17 protein-coding genes are annotated in these 21,509 nt (G+C 38.8%); 12 read left to right on the forward strand and 5 right to left on the reverse strand.

Translation table 11 applies throughout. The features are described 5' to 3' along the window. The first annotated feature begins 8 nt into the window (after nucleotides 1-8). From ABFX33_RS13775 to ABFX33_RS13790, 4 genes are all read left to right on the forward strand, one after another. Nucleotides 9-665 carry a succinate dehydrogenase cytochrome b subunit gene (locus ABFX33_RS13775; protein WP_257090234.1) on the forward strand — a complete coding sequence of 219 codons (657 nt, stop codon included), beginning with the start codon at nucleotides 9-11 and terminating at the stop codon, nucleotides 663-665. A 10-nt stretch (nucleotides 666-675) separates the two neighbouring features. Then, on the forward strand, nucleotides 676-2,592 hold the full coding sequence (locus ABFX33_RS13780; protein ID WP_346086472.1) for a fumarate reductase/succinate dehydrogenase flavoprotein subunit: 1,917 nt from the start codon (nucleotides 676-678) through the stop codon (nucleotides 2,590-2,592). An 11-nt stretch (nucleotides 2,593-2,603) separates the two neighbouring features. After that, nucleotides 2,604-3,353, forward strand: coding sequence for a succinate dehydrogenase/fumarate reductase iron-sulfur subunit (locus ABFX33_RS13785; protein ID WP_346086473.1), 750 nt, complete (start codon nucleotides 2,604-2,606; stop codon nucleotides 3,351-3,353). 195 nt (nucleotides 3,354-3,548) lie between these two features. Further along, the gene (locus tag ABFX33_RS13790; RefSeq protein ID WP_346086474.1) at nucleotides 3,549-4,496 is read left to right on the forward strand and encodes a polysaccharide deacetylase family protein; all 948 of its coding nucleotides are present in this window, start codon (nucleotides 3,549-3,551) and stop codon (nucleotides 4,494-4,496) included. Between the two features lie 38 nt (nucleotides 4,497-4,534). On the opposite strand, the gene ABFX33_RS13795 is transcribed toward ABFX33_RS13790, so the two are convergent. After that, a complete protein-coding gene (locus ABFX33_RS13795) occupies nucleotides 4,535-5,074 on the reverse strand; it encodes a GNAT family N-acetyltransferase (protein ID WP_346086475.1) in 540 nt (179 codons plus the stop codon). Between the two features lie 524 nt (nucleotides 5,075-5,598). Between ABFX33_RS13795 and ABFX33_RS13800 the strand changes: the two genes are divergently transcribed. Then, entirely contained in the window at nucleotides 5,599-8,814 is a 3,216-nt protein-coding gene (locus tag ABFX33_RS13800) for a SusC/RagA family TonB-linked outer membrane protein (protein ID WP_346086476.1), read from the forward strand. Between the two features lie 120 nt (nucleotides 8,815-8,934). Continuing rightward, nucleotides 8,935-10,812, forward strand: coding sequence for a RagB/SusD family nutrient uptake outer membrane protein (locus ABFX33_RS13805; protein ID WP_346086477.1), 1,878 nt, complete (start codon nucleotides 8,935-8,937; stop codon nucleotides 10,810-10,812). A 48-nt stretch (nucleotides 10,813-10,860) separates the two neighbouring features. Here the strand turns inward: ABFX33_RS13805 and ABFX33_RS13810 are convergent, their stop codons facing one another. From ABFX33_RS13810 to ABFX33_RS13825, 4 genes are all read right to left on the reverse strand, one after another. Beyond that, nucleotides 10,861-12,081, reverse strand: a complete 1,221-nt coding sequence (locus ABFX33_RS13810; protein ID WP_346086478.1) for an MFS transporter — start codon at nucleotides 12,079-12,081, stop codon at nucleotides 10,861-10,863. An 88-nt stretch (nucleotides 12,082-12,169) separates the two neighbouring features. Continuing rightward, complete coding sequence (locus ABFX33_RS13815) at nucleotides 12,170-12,829, reverse strand: FadR/GntR family transcriptional regulator (RefSeq protein ID WP_346086479.1); 660 nt, start codon at nucleotides 12,827-12,829, stop codon at nucleotides 12,170-12,172. 72 nt (nucleotides 12,830-12,901) lie between these two features. After that, entirely contained in the window at nucleotides 12,902-13,447 is a 546-nt protein-coding gene (locus ABFX33_RS13820) for a hypothetical protein (protein WP_346086480.1), read from the reverse strand. 2 nt (nucleotides 13,448-13,449) lie between these two features. Next, nucleotides 13,450-13,662, reverse strand: coding sequence for a hypothetical protein (locus ABFX33_RS13825; RefSeq protein WP_346086481.1), 213 nt, complete (start codon nucleotides 13,660-13,662; stop codon nucleotides 13,450-13,452). Between the two features lie 350 nt (nucleotides 13,663-14,012). On the opposite strand from ABFX33_RS13825, the gene ABFX33_RS13830 reads away from it, so the two are divergent. The 6 genes from ABFX33_RS13830 to ABFX33_RS13855 all read left to right on the forward strand — a co-directional run bounded on the left by ABFX33_RS13830 (nucleotide 14,013) and on the right by ABFX33_RS13855 (nucleotide 21,473). Then, complete coding sequence (locus ABFX33_RS13830; RefSeq protein WP_346086482.1) at nucleotides 14,013-15,377, forward strand: Gfo/Idh/MocA family protein; 1,365 nt, start codon at nucleotides 14,013-14,015, stop codon at nucleotides 15,375-15,377. A gap of 28 nt (nucleotides 15,378-15,405) precedes the next feature. Beyond that, nucleotides 15,406-16,461 (forward strand): DUF6807 domain-containing protein, encoded by a 1,056-nt coding sequence (locus tag ABFX33_RS13835; RefSeq protein ID WP_120257819.1) that lies wholly within the window; start codon nucleotides 15,406-15,408, stop codon nucleotides 16,459-16,461. A gap of 515 nt (nucleotides 16,462-16,976) precedes the next feature. Beyond that, complete coding sequence (locus tag ABFX33_RS13840) at nucleotides 16,977-18,695, forward strand: M14 family metallopeptidase (RefSeq protein WP_346086483.1); 1,719 nt, start codon at nucleotides 16,977-16,979, stop codon at nucleotides 18,693-18,695. A gap of 103 nt (nucleotides 18,696-18,798) precedes the next feature. Then, complete coding sequence (locus ABFX33_RS13845) at nucleotides 18,799-19,743, forward strand: NAD-dependent epimerase/dehydratase family protein (RefSeq protein ID WP_346086484.1); 945 nt, start codon at nucleotides 18,799-18,801, stop codon at nucleotides 19,741-19,743. 28 nt (nucleotides 19,744-19,771) lie between these two features. Continuing rightward, the gene (locus tag ABFX33_RS13850; protein ID WP_346086485.1) at nucleotides 19,772-20,683 is read left to right on the forward strand and encodes a helix-turn-helix domain-containing protein; all 912 of its coding nucleotides are present in this window, start codon (nucleotides 19,772-19,774) and stop codon (nucleotides 20,681-20,683) included. Nucleotides 20,684-20,777: 94 nt separating this feature from the next. Then, a complete protein-coding gene (locus ABFX33_RS13855; RefSeq protein WP_346086486.1) occupies nucleotides 20,778-21,473 on the forward strand; it encodes a type 1 glutamine amidotransferase domain-containing protein in 696 nt (231 codons plus the stop codon). Nucleotides 21,474-21,509 lie beyond the last annotated feature (36 nt).

Genomic DNA, 21,509 nt, shown 5'->3' on the forward strand with positions numbered 1-21,509 from the left:
AAAGGCTTATGTTATCGACCTTATCAAAGAAAATACTTATGTGCTTAACGGGGTTATTTCTCGCTTTCTTTTTGCTTATCCATTTTCTGGGAAATTTGCAGCTATTTTTACCTCAGGAGCAGGCACATTTACAGTTTAATGCCTATTCACACTTTCTCTCTGGAAACATCTTGATTAAAATTGTTTCCTATGTTCTTTATCTGAGTATTATACTGCATGCGATCGACGGATTGGCCATTACTATAAAGAATAAAAAAACAGGCGGGGAATATCAGTCAGACCAGCGTGGACGGGCAAGCAAATGGTATTCCCGAAATATGGGAATTCTGGGTACACTTATTCTGATATTTTTGGTTATCCACTTTCAAAATTTTTGGTACGTATATAAGTTTGGAGCTCCACCACTGGATGCAAAAGGAAATAAGGATCTCTATGTATTGGTTATTGCAGTGTTTCAACAATGGTGGTATGTGCTTATTTATGTTTTGTCCATGGTAGCCTTATGTTATCATCTTATCCATGGGATTCATAGTGCGGTGAGAACCCTCGGACTGTATCATCCAAAATTTGTCCATTGGTTTAAGGTAATTGGTACAACCTACTCCATTGTCATCAGCATAGGGTTTGCCTTAATGCCAATTTATATATTTTTTACTGTTAACTAAAGGCGAAGACATGACTTTAAACTCAAAAATACCAGCGGGACCTTTGGAGCAAAAGTGGACACGCTATAAAAAAACTGCAAAGCTTGTTAACCCCGCCAATCGCAAAAAATTGGATGTCATTGTTGTGGGGACGGGCCTGGCGGGAAGCTCAATAGCGGCATCTCTTGGCGAAATGGGCTATCAGGTCAAATCATTCTGTTTTCAGGACAGTCCCCGAAGAGCCCATTCTGTAGCAGCCCAAGGGGGAGTTAATGCTGCCAAAAATTATAAGAATGATGGCGATAGTGTCTATCGTATGTTTGTGGATACTTTAAAAGGGGGCGATTTTCGTGCGCGTGAAGCTAACGTCTATCGAATGGCTGAATGTTCGTTGAATTTGATAGATCAGGCGGTGGCGCAAGGTGTTCCCTTTGGACGTGAATATGGGGGATATCTGAACAATCGCTCTTTTGGTGGGGTTCAGGTGAGTCGAACATTCTACGCAAGGGGGCAGACCGGACAGCAGCTGCTATTGGGAGCTTATCAGGCCTTGATGCGGCAGGTCGGTAAAAAAACTGTTCAGCTCTTTTCCCGCCATGAGATGTTGGATGTTGTTGTCATCGATGGGAAAGTGCGTGGTATTATTGTTCGCAATTTAGATACTGGAGAGATTGAACGACATGCTGCACATGCTGTTATACTTGCAACGGGTGGATACGGCAAAATCTATTATCTATCTACCTTAGCAATGGGTTGTAACGGATCGGCAATTTGGCGGGCACATAAAAAAGGGGCATTGATGGCATCCCCAAGTTGGATTCAGGTTCATCCGACCTCTTTACCGCAATCAGGCGATTATCAATCCAAGCTGACGTTGATGTCAGAATCCTTACGTAATGATGGTCGCATTTGGGTTCCATTAAAACAGGATGAAAACAGAGCGGCCAATGATATCCCAGAAGAAGATCGAGATTATTACCTTGAACGTCGATACCCCGCATTCGGGAATCTTGCACCGCGGGATATATCCTCTAGAGCGGCCAAGGAGCGGATTGACGCTGGTTTTGGTATAGGTCCTTTAAAAAATGCCGTCTACCTTGACTTTGCGAAAGCAATCAAGGAACAGGGGAAGCAAAAAATTGAAGAGAAATATGGTAATCTCTTTGATATGTACCATAAAATAACGGGCTATGATGCGTATTCTGAACCGATGATGATATCACCCTCGGCCCATTTTTCGATGGGCGGACTTTGGGTTGATTACGAGCTGATGACCACCTTGCCAGGGCTATTTGCACTTGGTGAAGCTAATTTTGCCGATCATGGCGCTAATCGCTTAGGGGCAAATTCGTTGCTTCAAGCTTCAGTGGACGGTTATTTTATTGCGCCTTATACCATCGCCAATTATTTATCGAATGAAATTCACACCGGAAAGATTTCTACAGATCATGCGGAGTTTGAAAAGGCAGAGTTAGCGGTTAGAAAGCAAATTGATGAATTATTACAGATTAAGGGTAATAAAACCGTCGATTATTTCCACAAAACACTTGGGAAGCTGTTGTATGATTATTGCGGTCTCGCTAGAAATGAGCAGGGACTTAAATATGCAATAGTGGAAATCAAGAAGCTTAAGCAGGAATTTTATAGCAATGTTATGGTTAGTGGGCAACTAAATTCATTAAATACGGAATTAGAAAAAGCTGGACGTGTTGCAGACTATTTTGAAATCGGTGAATTGATGTGCTATGATGCGTTGACCCGTGAAGAATCCTGTGGCGCACATTTTAGGGAAGAATACCAAACAGCGGATGGAGAAGCGCTGAGAAATGATGCTGAATTTCAATTTATCTCCGCCTGGGCCTGGAAAGGAGAAGGGGAAGAACCTGAATTGATCAAAGAACCATTGACTTTCGAAGAAATACAACCTACCGTAAGAAGCTACAAATAAAATGAACAATTATGAATCTACATCTTAAAATCTGGCGACAAAAAGATAATCAAACAGCAGGAAAACTGGTAGCCTATGATCTACAGGGCCTTAATCCACATATGTCTTTTCTTGAAATGTTGGATACCTTAAATGAAAAGCTCATTGTGAACGGAGAGGATCCTGTTGAATTTGACCATGATTGTAGGGAAGGGATCTGTGGCCAATGCGGTGTAATGATTAACGGTATTGCGCATGGTCCGTTGAAACATACGACTACGTGTCAGTTGCATCTACGTTCGTTCAACGATAATGATACTATTGTGATAGAACCCTTCCGTTCATCAGCATTTCCGGTGAAAAAAGATCTTAAAGTGGATAGGTCCGCTTTTGACCGAATTATTTCCCTGGGAGGCTTTGTATCTATCAATACAGGTCAGGCACCGGATGCCACAGTTATTCCCATTTCACATGAACTCGCTGAAGAAGCTTTTGATTCAGCTGCTTGTATCGGATGCGGTGCATGTGTTGCCACCTGTAAAAATGGGAGTGCAGCGCTATTTACTTCAGCAAAGATTACACATATGGCCTTACTGCCACAGGGAAAGGAGGAAAGAAATCACCGTGTACTCAGTATGGTCAAGCAAATGGATGCGGAATCTTTTGGACACTGTTCAAATACAGAAGCATGTGAGGTTGAATGTCCACAAGGTATATCTGTCTTAAATATCGCCAGGATGAACTTTGAATATAATAGAGCCTTAATCTTTAAGAAGAAATAGCTTCTATTGTTTCAAAATTTTGCGGTCATGTATTAGACGATAATTAATGATATTAAACTGTTTAGACAAATATTTTTGTTGTTTTTGTAGCTGATTATCCCGGAAAATAGGGATTTATAAAATATTATACTTTTTAAGTAGGTTTTTGTAGTATTTTTGAAATGTAAAAAAATCACTTAAGTTATTAGGATAGATATGAAGTGTAGAAGGTTATTGGTCGCATTGTTCACATGTGGTGTGATCTTAGGTAATGTGTCGTGCAAAGATTTCTCCAACAAGGTATTGGGTAGTGGCAAAGAGGGCAGCAGGGATACTTTAAACGAAAAGTTAACCCAAAAGGAAAAAGTACCTGTTCTTTTGAATAAATGGGATTCTCTTCAAAAAAATCAGCTCCATTTTACAGTTGATAGTTTGCATCCTATCCCTGTAAAGCAACAAAAACGTAACCTGAAAGATTCGTTGCGAAGAGCTTTTGATGCACATCCAAAGCATATTTATTTGACATTTGATGATGGACCTTTGATCGGGAGTGCGGCGATAGATTCTTTGGCAAAAGAGAAAAATATAAAAGTAAGTGTGTTCTTAATCGGTAAGCATGCCAACATGAGCAAGGGGAGAAAACGGGATCTTCAGAAATATGAAAGTAATCCATTAATTGCTTGCTATAATCATAGCTATACGCATGCAAATAACCAATATTCACGATTCTATAATAATCCGGAAAAAGCTTTTGCAGATTTTGAAAAGAACGAAAAGGATCTTAATCTTCAGCATAAAATTGTTAGACTTCCGGGTAGAAATATCTGGATGTATGATGATATCCGGAAGATAGATTTAAAAAATGGCGCTACAACAGCTGATATGCTTCATAAAAATGGTTATCGTATTTTTGGTTGGGATGTGGAATGGCGTTTGAATAGTATTACAGGTAATGCGATAGTGAGCCAAGAAGCGACATTATCCCATATACGCAACTTTATGAACAATAAAAGTTCCATGGTCCCGAATAATGTAGTTTTTTTAATGCATGATGACATGTTTCAGACTAAGAAAGGGCAACAACAGTTATCTTCATTAATCGATGCACTTAAAAGCGATGGATACCAATTCGAGCTTATGCAAGATTACCCCATTAAATATTAAATAAAAAAGGATTGGCTGTCATCTACAGCCAATCCTTTTTATGTTATTCCAAACTCTTTTGGATAGACAACCACTCCTTTAACTCCGATTAATGCTCCCTGGTGGAGTTCGATAATCATGCAATTTTCATCTGGAACCTCAAATGGCATTTTAATACCATATTTGACCGTTTGTTCATAGCCAAATCTTGGGTAATAATCTGCATGCCCTAGTAGGATAATAGATCCGAAATCAAGTTGCTTTGCGATTTGATTGACTTCTGCAATTAGTTTACCTCCGATACCTTTTCCCTGAAATTCAGGTAATACTGCAATTGGGGCTAAAGCAAGAGAAGGATAGCTCTCTTGATTTTCTTCATTAACAATTTTAATCCTTGTCACTAAAATATAGCCAACTGGTTTACCATCGATCTCTGCAACTAGTGCAAGTTTGGGTATGAATCCAGTCGATTGACGGAGTTTTTCAACCAGAAACTGTTCCTGATGATCACTATATTCTTCCTGCTCAAATGCTTTCTGAACGAGTTCAAAAACGGCTTGATAATCACTTGGGATTTCTTGTCTAATGTGTATCTTCATGATTGAGGCAGATTTTTTTCGAAAGATATATTTCTACATTATTATTTCTATTGCTATCCGCAATTAACCAATAACAATGTTTCTTGTAAAAATACGTATTTCCATATAATTCTATAGCGATTATAATTAAAACTTATCATGTGATTTTTTCAAAATATAACTGTTCTATTTTTAAGTAAAAGATCAGACGTCTATGTATTTAGACGATATTTTTTTGAAACTACCAAATAGGGGGCTATATAACTATAAATTGGTTATTGTACAGCTTCAACCAGATCGATTTTACCCGGTATTATCAAGCTGTAGCGATCCATATATTTTCTTTTAATGACTTGTAAATGAGTTGTCTGCTTGTGTATTTTTAAATAGTGTTAAAATAACACTTGCATTGTTTATTTATTTTTGTATTTTCATCTATTCAAAATTCAATTATAAACCGCCTTTGATAAGATCCTAAACCGAGTATCTTGTGAAAGCAAATAAATAACTAATAAACATACAATTTAAACCATTAAACAGTTTTTATGATTAATTGCCATTATTTCTCAAATCAATGGAAGAGAGCGTTTTGGACAGGATCACTGTGTTCAATCGTCGCACTGAGCCCCCAAACTGTAGATGCTGTAAGCCTAGCGTCTTACGGAAATCTCTTTCAACAAGAATTAAGTGTCACTGGTATCGTGCGAGATGAATCAGGAATGCCAATTTCTGGAGTAACCGTTTCGGTTAATGGAACTAATTTGGTGACAAAAACGGACAATGAGGGTCGCTACAAATTGGACAAAATTCCGCCCAATAGTACGGTCAATTTTCGCATGGTTGGTAAACAGACTATGGATGAAGTGATCAATGGACGACGTGCCATAGATGTAACACTGCTAAATTCTCAATCCAGCTTGGATGAAGTCATTGTGGTTGGTTATGGTAAACAGCGGAAGGAAACAGTAACCGGTGCAGTAGCTACAGTTAAGGGGAGTGATCTTGCCCAGTCACCGGCATTGAACATTTCCAATGCAATGACGGGAAGAATTCCTGGGGTTATTGCTACAAATGGTAGTGCGGAGCCCGGAAATGATGGATCCACGATCAAGATCCGTGGTACAAATACCTTAGGGAATAGTAGCCCATTAGTGGTTATTGACGGTGTTCCGGCCCGTGAAGGGGGAATCGAGCGGCTTAACCCCCGCGATATTGAAAACATTTCTGTTCTAAAAGATGCTTCAGCAGCAATTTATGGTGCAAGGGCAGCGAATGGCGTTATCCTCGTGACAACACGTCGGGGGAAAACCGGTAAGCCACAGTTTTCTTATACCTTCAATCAAGGGTATTCTCAACCAACGGTAATTCCCAAATTGACAGACGCTACACAGTTTGCGGAAATTCGTAATGAGCTTGAAATCTATAACTTACCTGTAGATGAATGGTCAGCAGCATTAACCGCTATAAATGGTACAGGATCTTATACCAAAAAGGATGGAACAGTGTTGGGAGCACCTTTTAAACCTGACGATATTCAGAAATTTAAAGATGGTTCAGATCCTTGGGGACATCCGAATACAGACTGGTATAAATCTACATTGAAAGATTGGTCTCCTCAACAACGTCATAATCTCCAGATTAATGGAGGAACAGAAGATGTTAAATATCTATTGTCATTGGGTTACCAAAATCAAGATGCTTATTACAAAAATTCTGCAACCGGTTACAAACAGTATGATTTACGTATTAACCTTGACGCAAACATAAGTCAATACATCAAAACGCAGTTTGGTGTCTTGGGGAGGCAGGAAAACCGTAACTTTCCGACAAAAAGTGCAGGAACTATTTTTCGTATGTTGATGCGCGGAAACCCTACTCAACCAGCGATATGGCCAAATGGAAAACCGGGACCTGATATTGAGAATGGCGAAAATCCTGTCGTTATTACAACGAATGCCACCGGATATGATCGGGATAAGCGATATTACTTCCAGACAAATGGACAAGTGGATATCACAAATCCATGGGTAGAAGGGCTTAAACTAACATTAAATGCTTCTGTTGATAAGTACGTAAAAAACCAGAAGACCTGGGGTACTCCTTGGACATTGTATTCCTGGCCGGGTGCTTACGAAGCGGATGGTAAGACGCCACTATTGCAAGCTGGCCGACGTGGCCCAGCGGATCCAAACCTAAATCAAAGTAATGAAGATCAGCTCAATATTCTATTAGGGGGGATTTTAAGTTTTGACCGAAAATTTGGAGACCATCAAGTAAACGCTATTGCTGGGGTGAACAGAGAGACGACGGATAACGACAAGTTTAGTGCCTATAGGCGTTACTTCCTCTCAAATAGTATAGATTACCTATTTGCAGGTGGAGAACAAGAGAAAAATAACGACGGAACAGCTTGGAAAAGAGCGCGGTTAAATTATTTTGGCCGTTTCGGTTACAACTATAAAAGTAAATATATTGCGGAGTTTCTCTGGCGCTATGATGGCTCCTATATGTTCCCTGAAAGTGAACGTTTTGGATTTTTCCCTGGTGCAATGGCTGGTTGGGTGGTATCGGAAGAGAATTTCTGGAAGGAAAATATCCCAGTCATCAACTATTTTAAAATTCGTGCCTCTTATGGGCAAATGGGGAATGACAATATTTATTGGGAAGATAAACTGCAAGAATATCAATACTTTTCTACCTATTCATTTGGAACCTATGTTGTGGATGACAAGCTAGCCAAAACATTGTTTGAGAGCCGTGTACCAAATGAAATGGTTACCTGGGAGGTTGCCAATAATTATAATTTGGGCTTTGATTTCCAATTTTTACAGGGTAAGTTAAATTTTGAATTTGATATCTTCAAAAATCGCCGGAATTCCATTCTATGGCGAAAAAATGCTTCTGTTCCGCAAAGTACCGGTATGACTCTACCAGCTGAAAATATTGGTAAGGTGGATAATAAAGGCTGGGAATTTAATCTCGGTTATAAGGGTAAAGTCGGTGAACTTGGATATACAGTCGGAGTCAATGGGGGATATGCGAAGAATAAAATTATTTTCTGGGATGAGGCTCCAGGTGCTCCTGCTTGGCAGCAAAGTACAGGCAAGCCTATCAAAACAGATATCTATTATGTATATGACGGAGTATTTCGAGATATGGATGATATCGCTGCCAATAAACTTGATTATAGTGCCATTACCAAAACTTTACGTCCGGGTGATATGAAATACAAAGACCATAATGGCGACGGGAAAATCACACCGGATGATAAAGTAAGAAGAGATAAAAATAGTGACCCAACATTCCAAGGAGGATTTAATTTTAGTTTGAGCTATAAGGATTTTGATTTGTCTGTTTTGTTCCAAGGAGCAACAGGCGGAGAAATTCGTGTTGGTACAGATGAATCGGGTTCTATTGGTAATTTTCTGGAAGAATTCTACGATAAACGGTGGAGCATAACTAATCCGAGCAGTGAATACCCTCGACTAACGGATCGGAGTAACCAATATTACTCGTACAATAATACATATTGGATGCGGAGCACCGATTACCTACGCCTAAAAAATGTAGAATTGGGATACAACCTTCCATCAACAATCTGCGATAAAATTGGTATTGGTTCATTGCGTGTGTATGCGAATGGTATGAATTTAGTCACTTGGAGTAAGCTAAAGATGTACGATCCAGAGGCTGTAAACGCACTGGGACAATATTATCCACAGGCGAGATTACTGAATGCAGGGGTGTTGTTATCGTTTTAAGTAGTATAAAATTATGAAAATAAAGAAAGGCTAGTTGTCCGTACTTATGGACCAATAGGTTTTGGGTACAACGAATAGCCATTGGAAATTTATTCTCAGAAAAATAAATCAGATAAGAAAATGAAAAAAATTGTAAATATATCACTATCTATACTTGTATTATCGGCCGGACTCCAGTCATGTAACGACGATTTTGTGAATACAAAGCCGCTTAGTGAAGTTCCTAACGAACTGGTGTGGTCTGATCCAGGACTGTCAGATGCTTTTGTGGTTGAAATATACAATGGTTTTGGTGTGGGCGGTTTCTACGAACAAGAGATGGCTTCTATGACAGATGAAGCACTATTCACTCACCCAAATCGTGGGATTAATACAGTAACTGAATCACGGTCCAATCCAGCTGATCAAGGCTATATCATGGATACCTATGAATATGGACGTATGTATGTACGTATTCGGGCAAGCAATATTGCTATTTCAAATTTGAGACAGGCAAAATTTGATCAAGTAAAAGCAAATAAAATATTAGGGGAGGCGTATTTCTTGCGTGGATATTATTATCAGCAACTCTTACGTTTCTATGGTGGTGTACCCGTAGATAATAAGATCTATACCTTAAATGATAAGGATTTTATGAAGCCTAGAAATAGCTACGCTGAATGTGTCGATGCGATCGTCAAAGATCTAGATAGCGCAGCGCTACTTTTAAAGGATATAACACCAGCCAAAGGGAGGGCAAGTGAAGCAGCAGCTTTGGCACTAAAATCACGTGTATTGTTATATGCCGCGAGTGATCTTCATGATGCTAATAAGGCCGGTGCGAAATCGGCACTTTTGAAAGCATATACAAAACCGGAATATTTGATGTATACCAGTGGTAGCCAGACTGAGCGCTGGAAAAAAGCAAAGGAAGCGGCAAAAGCAGTCTTGGATCGGGCCAGTTTTGCCTATAAACTGGATATGACCAAGCCCGTATCGGCAACAGAGGGAACGGCAAACTATATGGCTTTGTCGCTAGGGGGTGGAAGTAAAATGGCAGATGCTGCAGGGGCAAAAGATATTATTTTGGGCCGTTTTTTCATTAATGAAAAAGACGAACGCGGTGGATGGGTTGGACGTGATAATGGGCCAAATGGTTATCACAACTGGGCGGGAAATACACCTATTCAATTGCTTGTTGATGATTATGAGACGGATAAGGGGCAAAAATTTGATTGGTCAAATGCTGCCATGGCTGCGGCTCCCTATCAAAACCGTGATCCGAGATTGAAGGCAACAATTCTATACGATGGTTCCGACTGGAAACCAAGGACAGCCGATGTGACAAAAAGAGATCCCAGCAATCAGATCCAAACCGGTCAATATGAAATTGTTAATGCGCAAGGTAGTAAAGTCACGCATTTTGGTTTAGACACTAGAAAAAGTCCTGTTGAAGACTGGAATGGCTCAAGAACGGGGTATTATATGCGGAAGTTTGTTGATCCTGATCCTGCTCAGGAAGATCAAAATACAAGACAACGTATTCCCTGGCCGATGTTGCGTTATACTGAAGCTGTATTAAACTATGTGGAGGCCTGTATCGAATTAGGCGAAGAGGCGGAAGCAAGAACTTGGTTAAATAGAATTCGATTCAGAGCAGGAATGCCTGCAATCGCAGTTGAAGAGACAGGGGCAGCACTCAAAAACCGCTACCGGAATGAGCGCCGAATTGAATTGGCTTATGAAGAGCATCGTTTTTTTGATGCAAGACGCTGGATGATCGCAGCAGAAACGATAGGACGTAAAGCCAACATCATCAATATCACAGGAACGCTAAAAGACAATAAGACAGTGACATTGTATAAATATGATCCGAGCAATTATAATTACAAATATTTTGTAAGTAATATTGATCCAGGAATCGAAAATAGAAACTGGGATGATAAGATGTATTTTACTTCTTTACATCGTGATGAAATAAATAGAAATACACAGCTTATTCAGAATCCGGGATATTGATATCTTTAGAAACATCTCTCCGGTAATTATCGGAGAGATGTTTTTTTATCAGGCCTTTTTCTGACGTTCAATATTGGGTAATAAGCCCGTCGCAATACCGATCAATGGAAGATAGGCGCAGATGTTAAAGACGTGTTCAATGGAAGTTCTATCTGCGAGCCATCCCAAAATGGCAGAACCAATTCCCCCCATCCCAAAGGCAAGTCCAAAGAAGAGTCCAGCGATCATGCCTACTTTTCCCGGAATCAATTCCGTAGCGTAAACCAATATAGCAGAGAAAGCAGAAGATATAATCAGTCCGATCAGAATAGACAGTATCATTGTTAATGTCAGCCCCACATGTGGCAAAAGTAATGTAAAGGGCGCCGCACCAAGTATTGAAACCCAAATAATGAGTTTACGGCCGTATCGATCGCCTAATGGGCCACCGAGTATTGTTCCAACCGCTACGGATGCAAGAAAAACAAAAAGATAAATTTGTGATTCTTGTACAGTAATGCCAAACTTATCGATAAGATAAAATGTAAAATAGCTGGTCATAGACGCCATATAGAAATACTTTGAAAATATAAGAATCAACAGGATAACTAGAGCAAAGATGATTTTAGATCTGGAAAAACTCGATTTTACCTGTGTCGCATTGAGTGCGCTGACCGTAGCTTTTGGTTTAAGATGCAATTGATACCAATTTCCGACATAGGTAAGAATTAAAATGGCTAGAATGGCCAATACACCAAAAACGCCGATGTATTGTTGGCCAAATGGGATAACAATCAGCGCAGCTAGGAGAGGACCAATTGCACCACCTGCGTTTCCACCGACCTGAAAAATTGATTGCGCCAATCCTTTTTTGCCACCAGAAGCTAAGTGTGCAACACGGGAGGCCTCGGGATGAAAAATAGAAGATCCCATGCCGATCAGGCTCACTGAAAGCAAGATATAGATAAAATTGGAAGCAAAGGCAATACAAAGCAAACCGGCGAGGGAAAACAACATTCCGATAGCCAAGGATCTTGGCGTAGGATTCTTATCCGTGTAAAGTCCAACAAAAGGTTGCAGAATGGAAGCTGTCAGTTGAAATACTAGGGTGATAAAGCCAATTTGCGTAAAGCTAAGAGCATAATTAGATTTTAACAGCGGATAAACAGCTGGAATAACTGATTGAATAAGATCATTCAATAGATGAGAAATACTAATTGCAAATAAAATAGGGTAGACCGTCTGGGAACTATTCCAAGAACCATCTGCTTTTAAAGATTCTGTTTTCATAAATTAATACATCAGGTCATCTGATGTTTTGTGACATTATTTATTATTGTTTGGTTTTCGTGATTTTTATTACAAAAGCTTTTAAAAATTATTTATGTTGGATAATTTGATTTGCGACGGCAACAGCTTGTTGGATGTTTTTATCTTTAATAGCTTCCATCAGCTCCTCATGTTGCTTTTGTGATGCAATGAAGGGTGTTGTATCCTTATAGATTTCCATAAAAAATTTATTCACGTGAACCGATAAGGTATTGTATAACGCTGTTAGAATATTATTTCCACAAGATTCGGCGATTGCGCTATGAAAAGCGATATCTGCTTCTACACAAGCGATAAGATCTCCGCTAATGGCATATTTTGCTCTATTTTTAAGCGCAAGAGCCATATCTTTCAAACCTTTTGCGCTACGATTTATTGCGGCTTTTTCAATGATTTTCAATTCCAGAACGTGTCTAACCTCGAAAATATCGTTAAAATTACCTTTTTCAATTTTTGCATCAAGTGCATGGTGTCCGGTCACACTTTTGATAAATGTTCCCAAACCTTGTTGTACATTTAGATAACCAGATTGACTTAAATACTTTATTGCTTCCCGAATTGTAGATCTTCCAACAGCAAATTGTTTCATCAACTCGGGCTCAGTAGGGAGTTTTGAATCCACCGGAAAATTACCCAATTTGATTTTTTCTTCAATTGCGGCAGCGACTTCTTCAGCCAAGGATCTTCGTACGATGTGTTCATTTTTCATATAGTCATATCATCTGATGATTGCAAAGGTAAAATAAAATTCAGCTACAACACAAATAAAATTTCATTTTTATTATCGGGCCCATTGTGGGAGTTTTTCGGATACTTCAATATCTGCTGAAGCATATTGATATTGAAAAATAATTTCGGGCTCTATGTGGTTTTCCCGCACATCTACTCCTTTTAATGTATCGAAAATATCCAAATTGCGTTTCAGGAGTGGGAGTGCCCGAATGTATAAATCCTCAATATTTTCTAAACTGCGAGGTATTTGGCTACTCTTCCGATTTTGTGCCCGAGCCAGACAAATGTCGAGATTGTCCGTATAGAAAAATAATATTTCGATTCTATTATCAGGGTGGAAAGCTTTTATTTGTCTCAACAGGTCGAAATGTTTTTTCAATCCTAAATTGATTTCTATTGCAAAATCCTGATTAGCTAGAAGCATATCCTGCAACATTTTCTCGAACCGTTTGTATCCATTCATTATTCCGAGCTCGCGATAACGCTGTATAGTGAGATCGGCATCAAGTATTTTAATGCCTTCGGGTATAAAATATGGCCCACAAGTGCTTTTTCCAATGTTTGGTGGTCCCGCTATTACGTAGATTGTTGCCATATTCAGATAAATTGAATTGTCCCATCCAAGTACTCAGCAATCATTTGTCCGTTCTTATGATAGATCAAAGGTAATTGCTGTGAGAACAGATGACGGCGGATATTTTGTCCTAGGTCTTTTTTCCAGGCTATTTTTTCTTCGATTGCCATTATAAAAGGATCCTTTTGCATCCTTCCGATTGTAATCAGTTCTTCTTCCGGGATTATTTTTTTCATTTAGTATTTAATTAAATGTTGTCAGGTTTGTTTTAAATATAAACAGATATTGTTAAATACTAAAATTATATTAACATAAAATACATAGATTTCTGAGTATTTCTTTTGTATGTTTGTATAAAAGTATCCGCGGTTTGGAAATCGAAATAGCTAAAGGCAGGTAACCGCAGGCATGGGGTGGGCTGACTGTCTATGCTTGCTAATATTTCTCCGATCTATGTGGTCCATGCTGATTGGGGAATTTTAGCTAAAAAAAAATACTATTTGTTACATTTTGAATAAGCAGTATGTTGTCAAAAGAAAACAAAACACCAAAAATATTCTTTTGTTAACTAACTAAAACTATAAAAATGATTAATTCACGTAGAGATTTTATTAAAAAAGCGGGATTGCTGGGAGCCAGTATGTATACAGGAACACATGCTTTCAGTGCTTCAAGTTATCGACGGATTATTGGTGCAAATGATCGCATCAATATTGGAGTGGTTGGATTTTCAGATAGACATAAAGGGGCACATGCACCTTCGTTTCTCGCGGCTTATAAAGATTTGAATTTTGATATTATTGCTGTAAGCGATATCTGGAAGTTGCGCCGAGAGGAAGGTGCTGACTTCTGGAAACAAAAGTTAGGACATGCCATTAAACCATGTCTAAATAATGAGGCCATGTACGACATCAAGGATATTGACGCTGTATTTGTTTCAACTTCCGACTTTCAGCATGCTATACATACGATAGAAGCTGTTCATGCTGGTAAAGATGTCTATGTCGAAAAACCATTAGCCGATACGATGGAAGATGCACGTGCAGTACTAAAGGCCGTTAAAGATAGTAAGAGGATCGTGCAGATCGGTTCACAACGTCGGAGCGGTTTAAATTACTTTGCCGCAAATGATTTTATTAAAAGCGGAAAATTTGGAGATATTGTCATGGTTGAACTCACTTGGAACGTAAATCAGCCGGGACGATGGCGTAGACCTGATCTAGTGGCGAAGCTAAAAGAGGAAGATACTGACTGGAAACGCTTTTTGCTTAATCGCCCGTATGAACCTTTCAATGCCAGACATTATCTGGAGTATCGATTATTTTGGCCCTATTCATCTGGTATTCCCGGACAATGGCTATGCCATCAGATTGATACAGTGCATTGGTTTACAGGTTTACCACACCCACGTAGTGTAGTTGTAAATGGAGGAAACTATCTTTGGAAAGATGGAAGAGAAAATGCGGATACCTTTACTGCTGTATTTGATTACGGTCCATTAGACGATCTGACTAAAGGATTTCAGGTATTGTTTAAATCCAGGCAGACAAATTCAGGCGTCCTGAACGGGGAGGAGGTGAAGGAAATTTATTACAGCAACGGCGGAACGCTCAATTTGGATACCAATAACATCTCAGCTACAGGTGGTCTGACTGAAGAGTACGCTCGTGCAATGGGAATGAAGGCAAATTTATTGCCGGATATTAGTCTGAATAATATCCGTGTTGGTACAGCGGCGAATACCGGTGGGGATGTTGTCACCATGGCACATATACGCAACTGGATGGAATGTGTCCGCAACCGTAAAGAACCCAACGCACCAATTGAAGCGGGGTACAACCATTCTATTGCAGTTATTATGGCAAATGCGGCCTACAGGACAGGCGAAAGGGTTATTTTCGACGATAAGCAACAAGAAGTGATTGCGGGAGGAAAAGTATTCAAATATTAGCGGGGTTTAATTCAGATCAATCAAAAAAATGAAAAAAATACTCTCATTTACGCTATTTCTGGCGGCCATTATACCCATAGTCTCCGCCCAAAAAAAGCAATTCATAACCGTTCGGGAAGACAGTGCACGTAAAGAAATTATCGTTATGGCAGATGATAGCCCCTTCACCGCGTTTATCTATCCAGATAATTTGGAAAAACCTACATTGTATCCGATTTTTGCAGCCAATGGCGAAGTTATTACCCGAGGGTTTCCATTGGCCCCACGTCCTAATGAACCAACGGATCACCCCCATCATATAGGCTTGTGGATGAACTATGAAAGTGTCAATGGTCTTGATTTTTGGAATAACTCGTCTGCCATACCCGAAATTAAGAAAAACAAATATGGCTGGATAAAAACAACGGCCATTTCCGAAACTAAAAGCGGTACAGCAGGTGTCATAAAATACACGGCAGACTGGTGCGACATTAAAAAACATGTGCTATTGAAAGAGCATACGGCATTTACTTTTACGGCAACGACCAACTTTCGAGTCATCGACCGGACGACAACATTTACTGCTATGGAAGCTGTTTCTTTTGCCGATGTTAAGGATGGGCTATTAGGCTTGCGCGTGGCACATGAACTGGAATTGCCTTCCAAAGAAGAACGGCAGTTTACAGATATGCATGGTTCTGTAACAACAATTAAGGGTAATTCTGAGAGTAATACCATAGGCCATTACATAACAAGTGAGAATAAGGTGGATGATGATGCTTGGGGTACGCGTGGGAAATGGTGTATGCTTTATGGACAAAAGGGAAAGGATACTATTAGCATTGTGATCATGGACAATCCAGATAATGTCGGTTATCCGACCTATTGGCATGCACGGGGCTATGGTTTATTTGCAGCCAATCCGCTCGGACAAAAAGTTTTTAGTAATGGAAATGAAGTCTTGAATTTAAGATTGGAAAAGGGCAATTCAGTTACATTTCGCTATCGTATCCTCATCGCATCGGACAAAAAAAGGTTGTCAATAATGGCAGTCAACAGATTATGGGAAGAATTTGCTTTTTCCAATAAGAGGGATCGGAAGTAATAGCGATTTACCTTTGGTAACGCAGTGTACAATTTTGTTTCAGCTATAGTTCGAAGGAAATTGACTTGAATAATTTATTTAGGTGAATAAAATGATCTTATGAAGAAGCCTTCAGTTTTATTAGGAGCTGCAGTTAAGTAGCGAAAACACAAATGAAAAAAGTAATTTAGAGATAATTTTCATTCTGTTTTAATAATCTTCATAATTATAGGATGTGAATACATACTATTTTTGTATTCACTATACAGGGCCTATCATCTATATGGTTCTGCTGTCAGTTATCTCATGCTTTGGGCTTACGGTAGTCGGCAATTATCAGGGTGTAATGAACTTGCTATTCTACGTCACGTTTACTTTTCTTTTATTGGCTTCTTTAGGTTTTCCACGTATGAAATGCACAGCGATAGAAGATCATTAATACTAATAAAAATGATTCTCAGTAGTTTTTCGACTACCGTTCATAAGACATAGATTTCAATAAGTTTTTTCTAAATTAGATCTTATAAATTGATCTCATGAAAAAACTTCCAATTTTATTCCTTTTACTGATTTCTAATACACTCTATTCTCAAAATCTTACGCCGTACGAAAAAGGTAATGGCAATCAATCCACTACTTATGAGGAAATGCGTGAATTCTATCGGGGATTGTCAAGGCAATTTCCAGCGATCAGTTATGAAACAAGGGGGGAGGACGATAATAAGGCTCCGATTGATGTAGTGATTTTCAACCCTTCAGAACAAACTTTGGAAGGATCAAGAAAAGACAAGTCAGTGTTGTTTATCAATAACGGGATTCATCCAGGTGAGCCAGATGGAATCGACGCAACAATGATGCTGATGAGAGATTTGGCGACAGGAAAAATAATAGCACCTAAAAATGTAATTATCGCTGCCATAGCTAGCTATAATATAAGTGGAATGTTAAACCGAAATGGTTTTTCTAGGGCGAATCAAAACGGGCCAGAGGAGTATGGATTTCGTGGAAACGCTAGAAATTACGATTTAAATAGGGATTTTATAAAAACAGATACCAGAAATTCGAGGAGTTTTCAGCAGATTTTTCAATGGATAAAACCGGATGTGTTTATTGACAACCATGTCAGTAATGGTGCAGATTATCAATATACGTTCACCTATATTTCTACCAATAAAGAGCGTTTGGGAAAGGAGTTAGGAGACTATTTTAATGGTCATATGCAACGAAAACTGCTTATGGATCTTGAAAATGACGGTTTTATTTCCGTCCCTTATGTCAATATTCATAATGATGTTCCCGATGGTGGTTTTCCAGTTTTTATGGATTCGCCACGATATGCAACCGGCTATACAAGTCTATTCAATGTAATTGGTACCGTCGTGGAAACACATATGTTGAAACCTTATAAAGAACGGGTAAAGGCAACATATGATTATATGCTATATAACCTCAAATTTATTGATGAGAACCATAAAGCTATCCGACAAAAAAGAATAGAAAATCTCAAACAGTATCGTATAGGGAATAGATATCCCATTATGTGGAAACTCGATTCTACAAAATATGAAAACATCGATTTTAAAGGTTTTGAGGCTAAATATAAGCCGAGTGAAGTTTCCTCAGAAAGTAGATTATGGTATGACCGAAATGCCAAATTTTCAAAACAAGTTAAATTGTATAACAGCTATATCCCGACCAAAGAGATTACTATACCAAAGTATTATGTGATTCCACAATCCGAATGGAAAGTTCTTGATTTATTGAAACTCAATCAGATTAAATTGAATCCAATACAAAAGGATTCTATTATTACTGTCGAACAATATAAGATCAAAGATTTTAAGACAACTTCAAGCCCCTATGAGGGACATTATCTCCATTATGATACTCGCGTACTCAAAGAATTGAAGAAAATTAAGTTCAGAGCTGGGGACTGCTTAGTCCCGCTGAATCAAGAGGGGGTAAAGTTTCTTTTGGAAACACTCGAACCAGAAGCGATTGATTCCTATTTCAACTGGAATTTCTTTGATGCGATTTTAGGCCAAAAAGAATACTATTCGGCCTATGTTTTTGAAGATACTGCTGCTAAACTTTTAAAAGAAGATAAAGATCTAAAATCTGCATTTGATAAAGAGAAAGCAAGCAATCCAAAATTTGCTGCTGACGGAAAAGCACAGTTAGATTGGGTATACAAACATTCAAACTATTATGAAAAGTCACACCTTCTTTATCCTATTTTTAGGATTATGCCTTAGGTACTTATAAATAGCAGAGATTCTGTTACAGATTTCCCTAATTGAGTTACACTGATTATTACAGTTCTTCAGAACTTTGTGTCTATAGGTAAAACAAAATAATATGCAAACAATATTAGGTGCCAATGGACAGATTGGCGAAGAACTGGCAAGGGAGCTTAAGAAAAACTTTACTTCAGCTATTCGCATTGTCAGCAGAAATGCAAAAAAGGTAAATGATACGGACGAGGTATTTTCAGCCGATCTTTCCGTATACGAGGAAGCAGTTGAAGCAGTGAGAGGAAGTAAAATTGCCTATTTTACATTAGGTCTTCCGATTAATTCGGCATTGTGGGAAGAACAGTTTCCCCTTATTTTAAGGAACGTGATTGACGCTTGTAAGATCAATGGAACAAAACTTGTATTTTTTGATAACACTTACATGTATCCTCAGAATGATCATGCTTTAACTGAAGAAACGGCATTTGCTCCAGTAGGAAGAAAAGGGAATGTAAGAAGGAAAATGGCCGAAATGGTATTAAGTGAAATCGAATCCGGTGAACTAGACGCAGTTATATGTCGGGCACCTGAGTTTTATGGACCAGATAAAACCCAGAGCATTACCAACACCCTCATTTTTAACAATATTAAGGAAGATAAGAAACTCAGGGTACCATTGAGCGATGGTAAGAAAAGAAGTCTAATATGGACACCAGATGCAAGTCGAGCAACGGCTTTGATTGGAAATACACCTGATGCATTTGGCCAGACCTGGCATCTTCCTGTTGACAAAAAACACCCTACCTACAAGGAGTTTATTCGTATCGCGTCTGGTATTTACAATAAGGAACTACAGTATGCCGTTGTGCCAAGGTTTGTATTTAAGATAGGAGCACTATTTAATAAGCGATTAAAAGAGCTACTTGAACTTCTTCCAAGATATGAATATGACAATATATTCGATGATTCAAAATTTCGGAACAGATTTCCGGAGTTTCAGGTAACATCATACCATCAGGGCATCAGTTTGATAAAAATGAACAGCTCACAATCAAAATATAATAAGTAAATTCGTATGTAAACTCGACAATGAACACATGAAAACCCCGGAGAAGGTTTCATCAATTAGCACACTGCATCAATTTTTGGGATTGACAAAACCTTCAAATCCATTGATCAGTGTATTTAATTTTGATCAGGTCAGGCTAGAATCAGAAACTATTCTCAGCGCGGTGACGACAGATTTTTATGTTATTGCTTTAAAGAAAGACTGTGCAGGAGGAAAATGCAGGTATGGTCAACAATATTATGATTTTGATGAGGGTATCATGTATTTTATCGCTCCACATCAGGTATTGCGATTTAAAGATGTACTATTGAACGGTGTTCAAGGCTTTGTTCTGGTTGTTCATCCAGATTTCCTACATGGATATACATTAGCATCCCAGGTAGGAGCATATGGATACTTTTCCTATACAGCAAATGAAGCTTTGTATCTTTCGGATAAGGAGGAAAAATCCATTACAGATATTATAAACAATATTGAAAAGGAAATAGATACGAATATGGATGCGTTCACACAAGATTTGCTAATCTCTAATCTTGACCTCTTATTAAAATATTGTGACCGTTTTTATAACCGTCAATTTCTGACAAGAAAAAAAGCAAACAACGATCTACTTTCTAAACTGGAAATCTTATTGGATGATTATTTCAAGAATGATAAATTGATTGAAAATGGGATCCCCAGTGTTCATTCTATTGCAGCACAATTGAATCTCAGTGCAAACTATCTCAGTGATATGCTTCGGGTTCAAACTGGACAAACAACACAACAGCATATTCAGAATCGGCTTGTTGAAAAAGCGAAAGAATTGCTCTCAACCACCGAGATGTCTGTTTCCGAAATTGCATACCATTTGGGCTTTGAACATCCGCAATCTTTTCATCGCTTATTTAAAAGCCGTACCTCGATTTCTCCATTAGAATTTAGGGTATCATTTAATTAGTGCCTGTTACAGAGATTAGGCTACAACTTTCCTTATTTCGGTTACTTCATTTCAACTGTTTCTAGAGAACTTTGTTATACTAAAGGAAATAAAGATGAGCATGCTGAAAATCTTAATTATTGTGACCAATGTTGGTGTATATGCAAATAGTAAGCTAGCAACCGGTTTATGGTTGAGTGAGCTGACCCATTTGTATCATGCTGCGAAGGAGCGGGGCTACACGGTTACGATTGCGAGCCCTAAAGGAGGTGATATTCCCGTCGATCCCGAAAGCCTCAAGCATTTTACACTTGATCAAACTTCTAAAAGATATTGGAATGAGGACAGTTTCCGAAAATTGTTGAATAATAGTAAGCGATTGACCGAAGTCGCAGATGAAGATTACGATTTGATCTATCTTGCGGGGGGGCATGGTACGATGTATGATTTTCCGGATGATTTAACAATACAATCGATCATTAAGACACAGTACGAAAGTGGGAAAAATGTTGCTGCGATTTGCCATGGTGTAGGGGGACTACTTAATGTCAAGCTTTCCAATGGCGAATATCTGATCAAAGGAAAAACAATTACTGGCTTTGACTGGTTTGAAGAAACAATTGCTGGTAGAAAGAAAAAAGTACCGTTTAATCTTGAAGCGGCTATCAAGGCACGTGGAGCGAATCTTAAAAAGGCGTTTATCCCGATGACTTCAAACGTAGAAGTCGATGGCCACCTTATCACAGGACAGAATCCTTTTAGTTCCAAGGAGATGGCCAAGATTGTTGTCCGACAACTTGAGGGGAAATAAATTAATAAATTGAACTCAACGAGCTACAATAGTTAC

The sequence above is a fragment of the Sphingobacterium ginsenosidimutans genome (assembly GCF_039536865.1).
GTDB lineage: Bacteria > Bacteroidota > Bacteroidia > Sphingobacteriales > Sphingobacteriaceae > Sphingobacterium > Sphingobacterium detergens.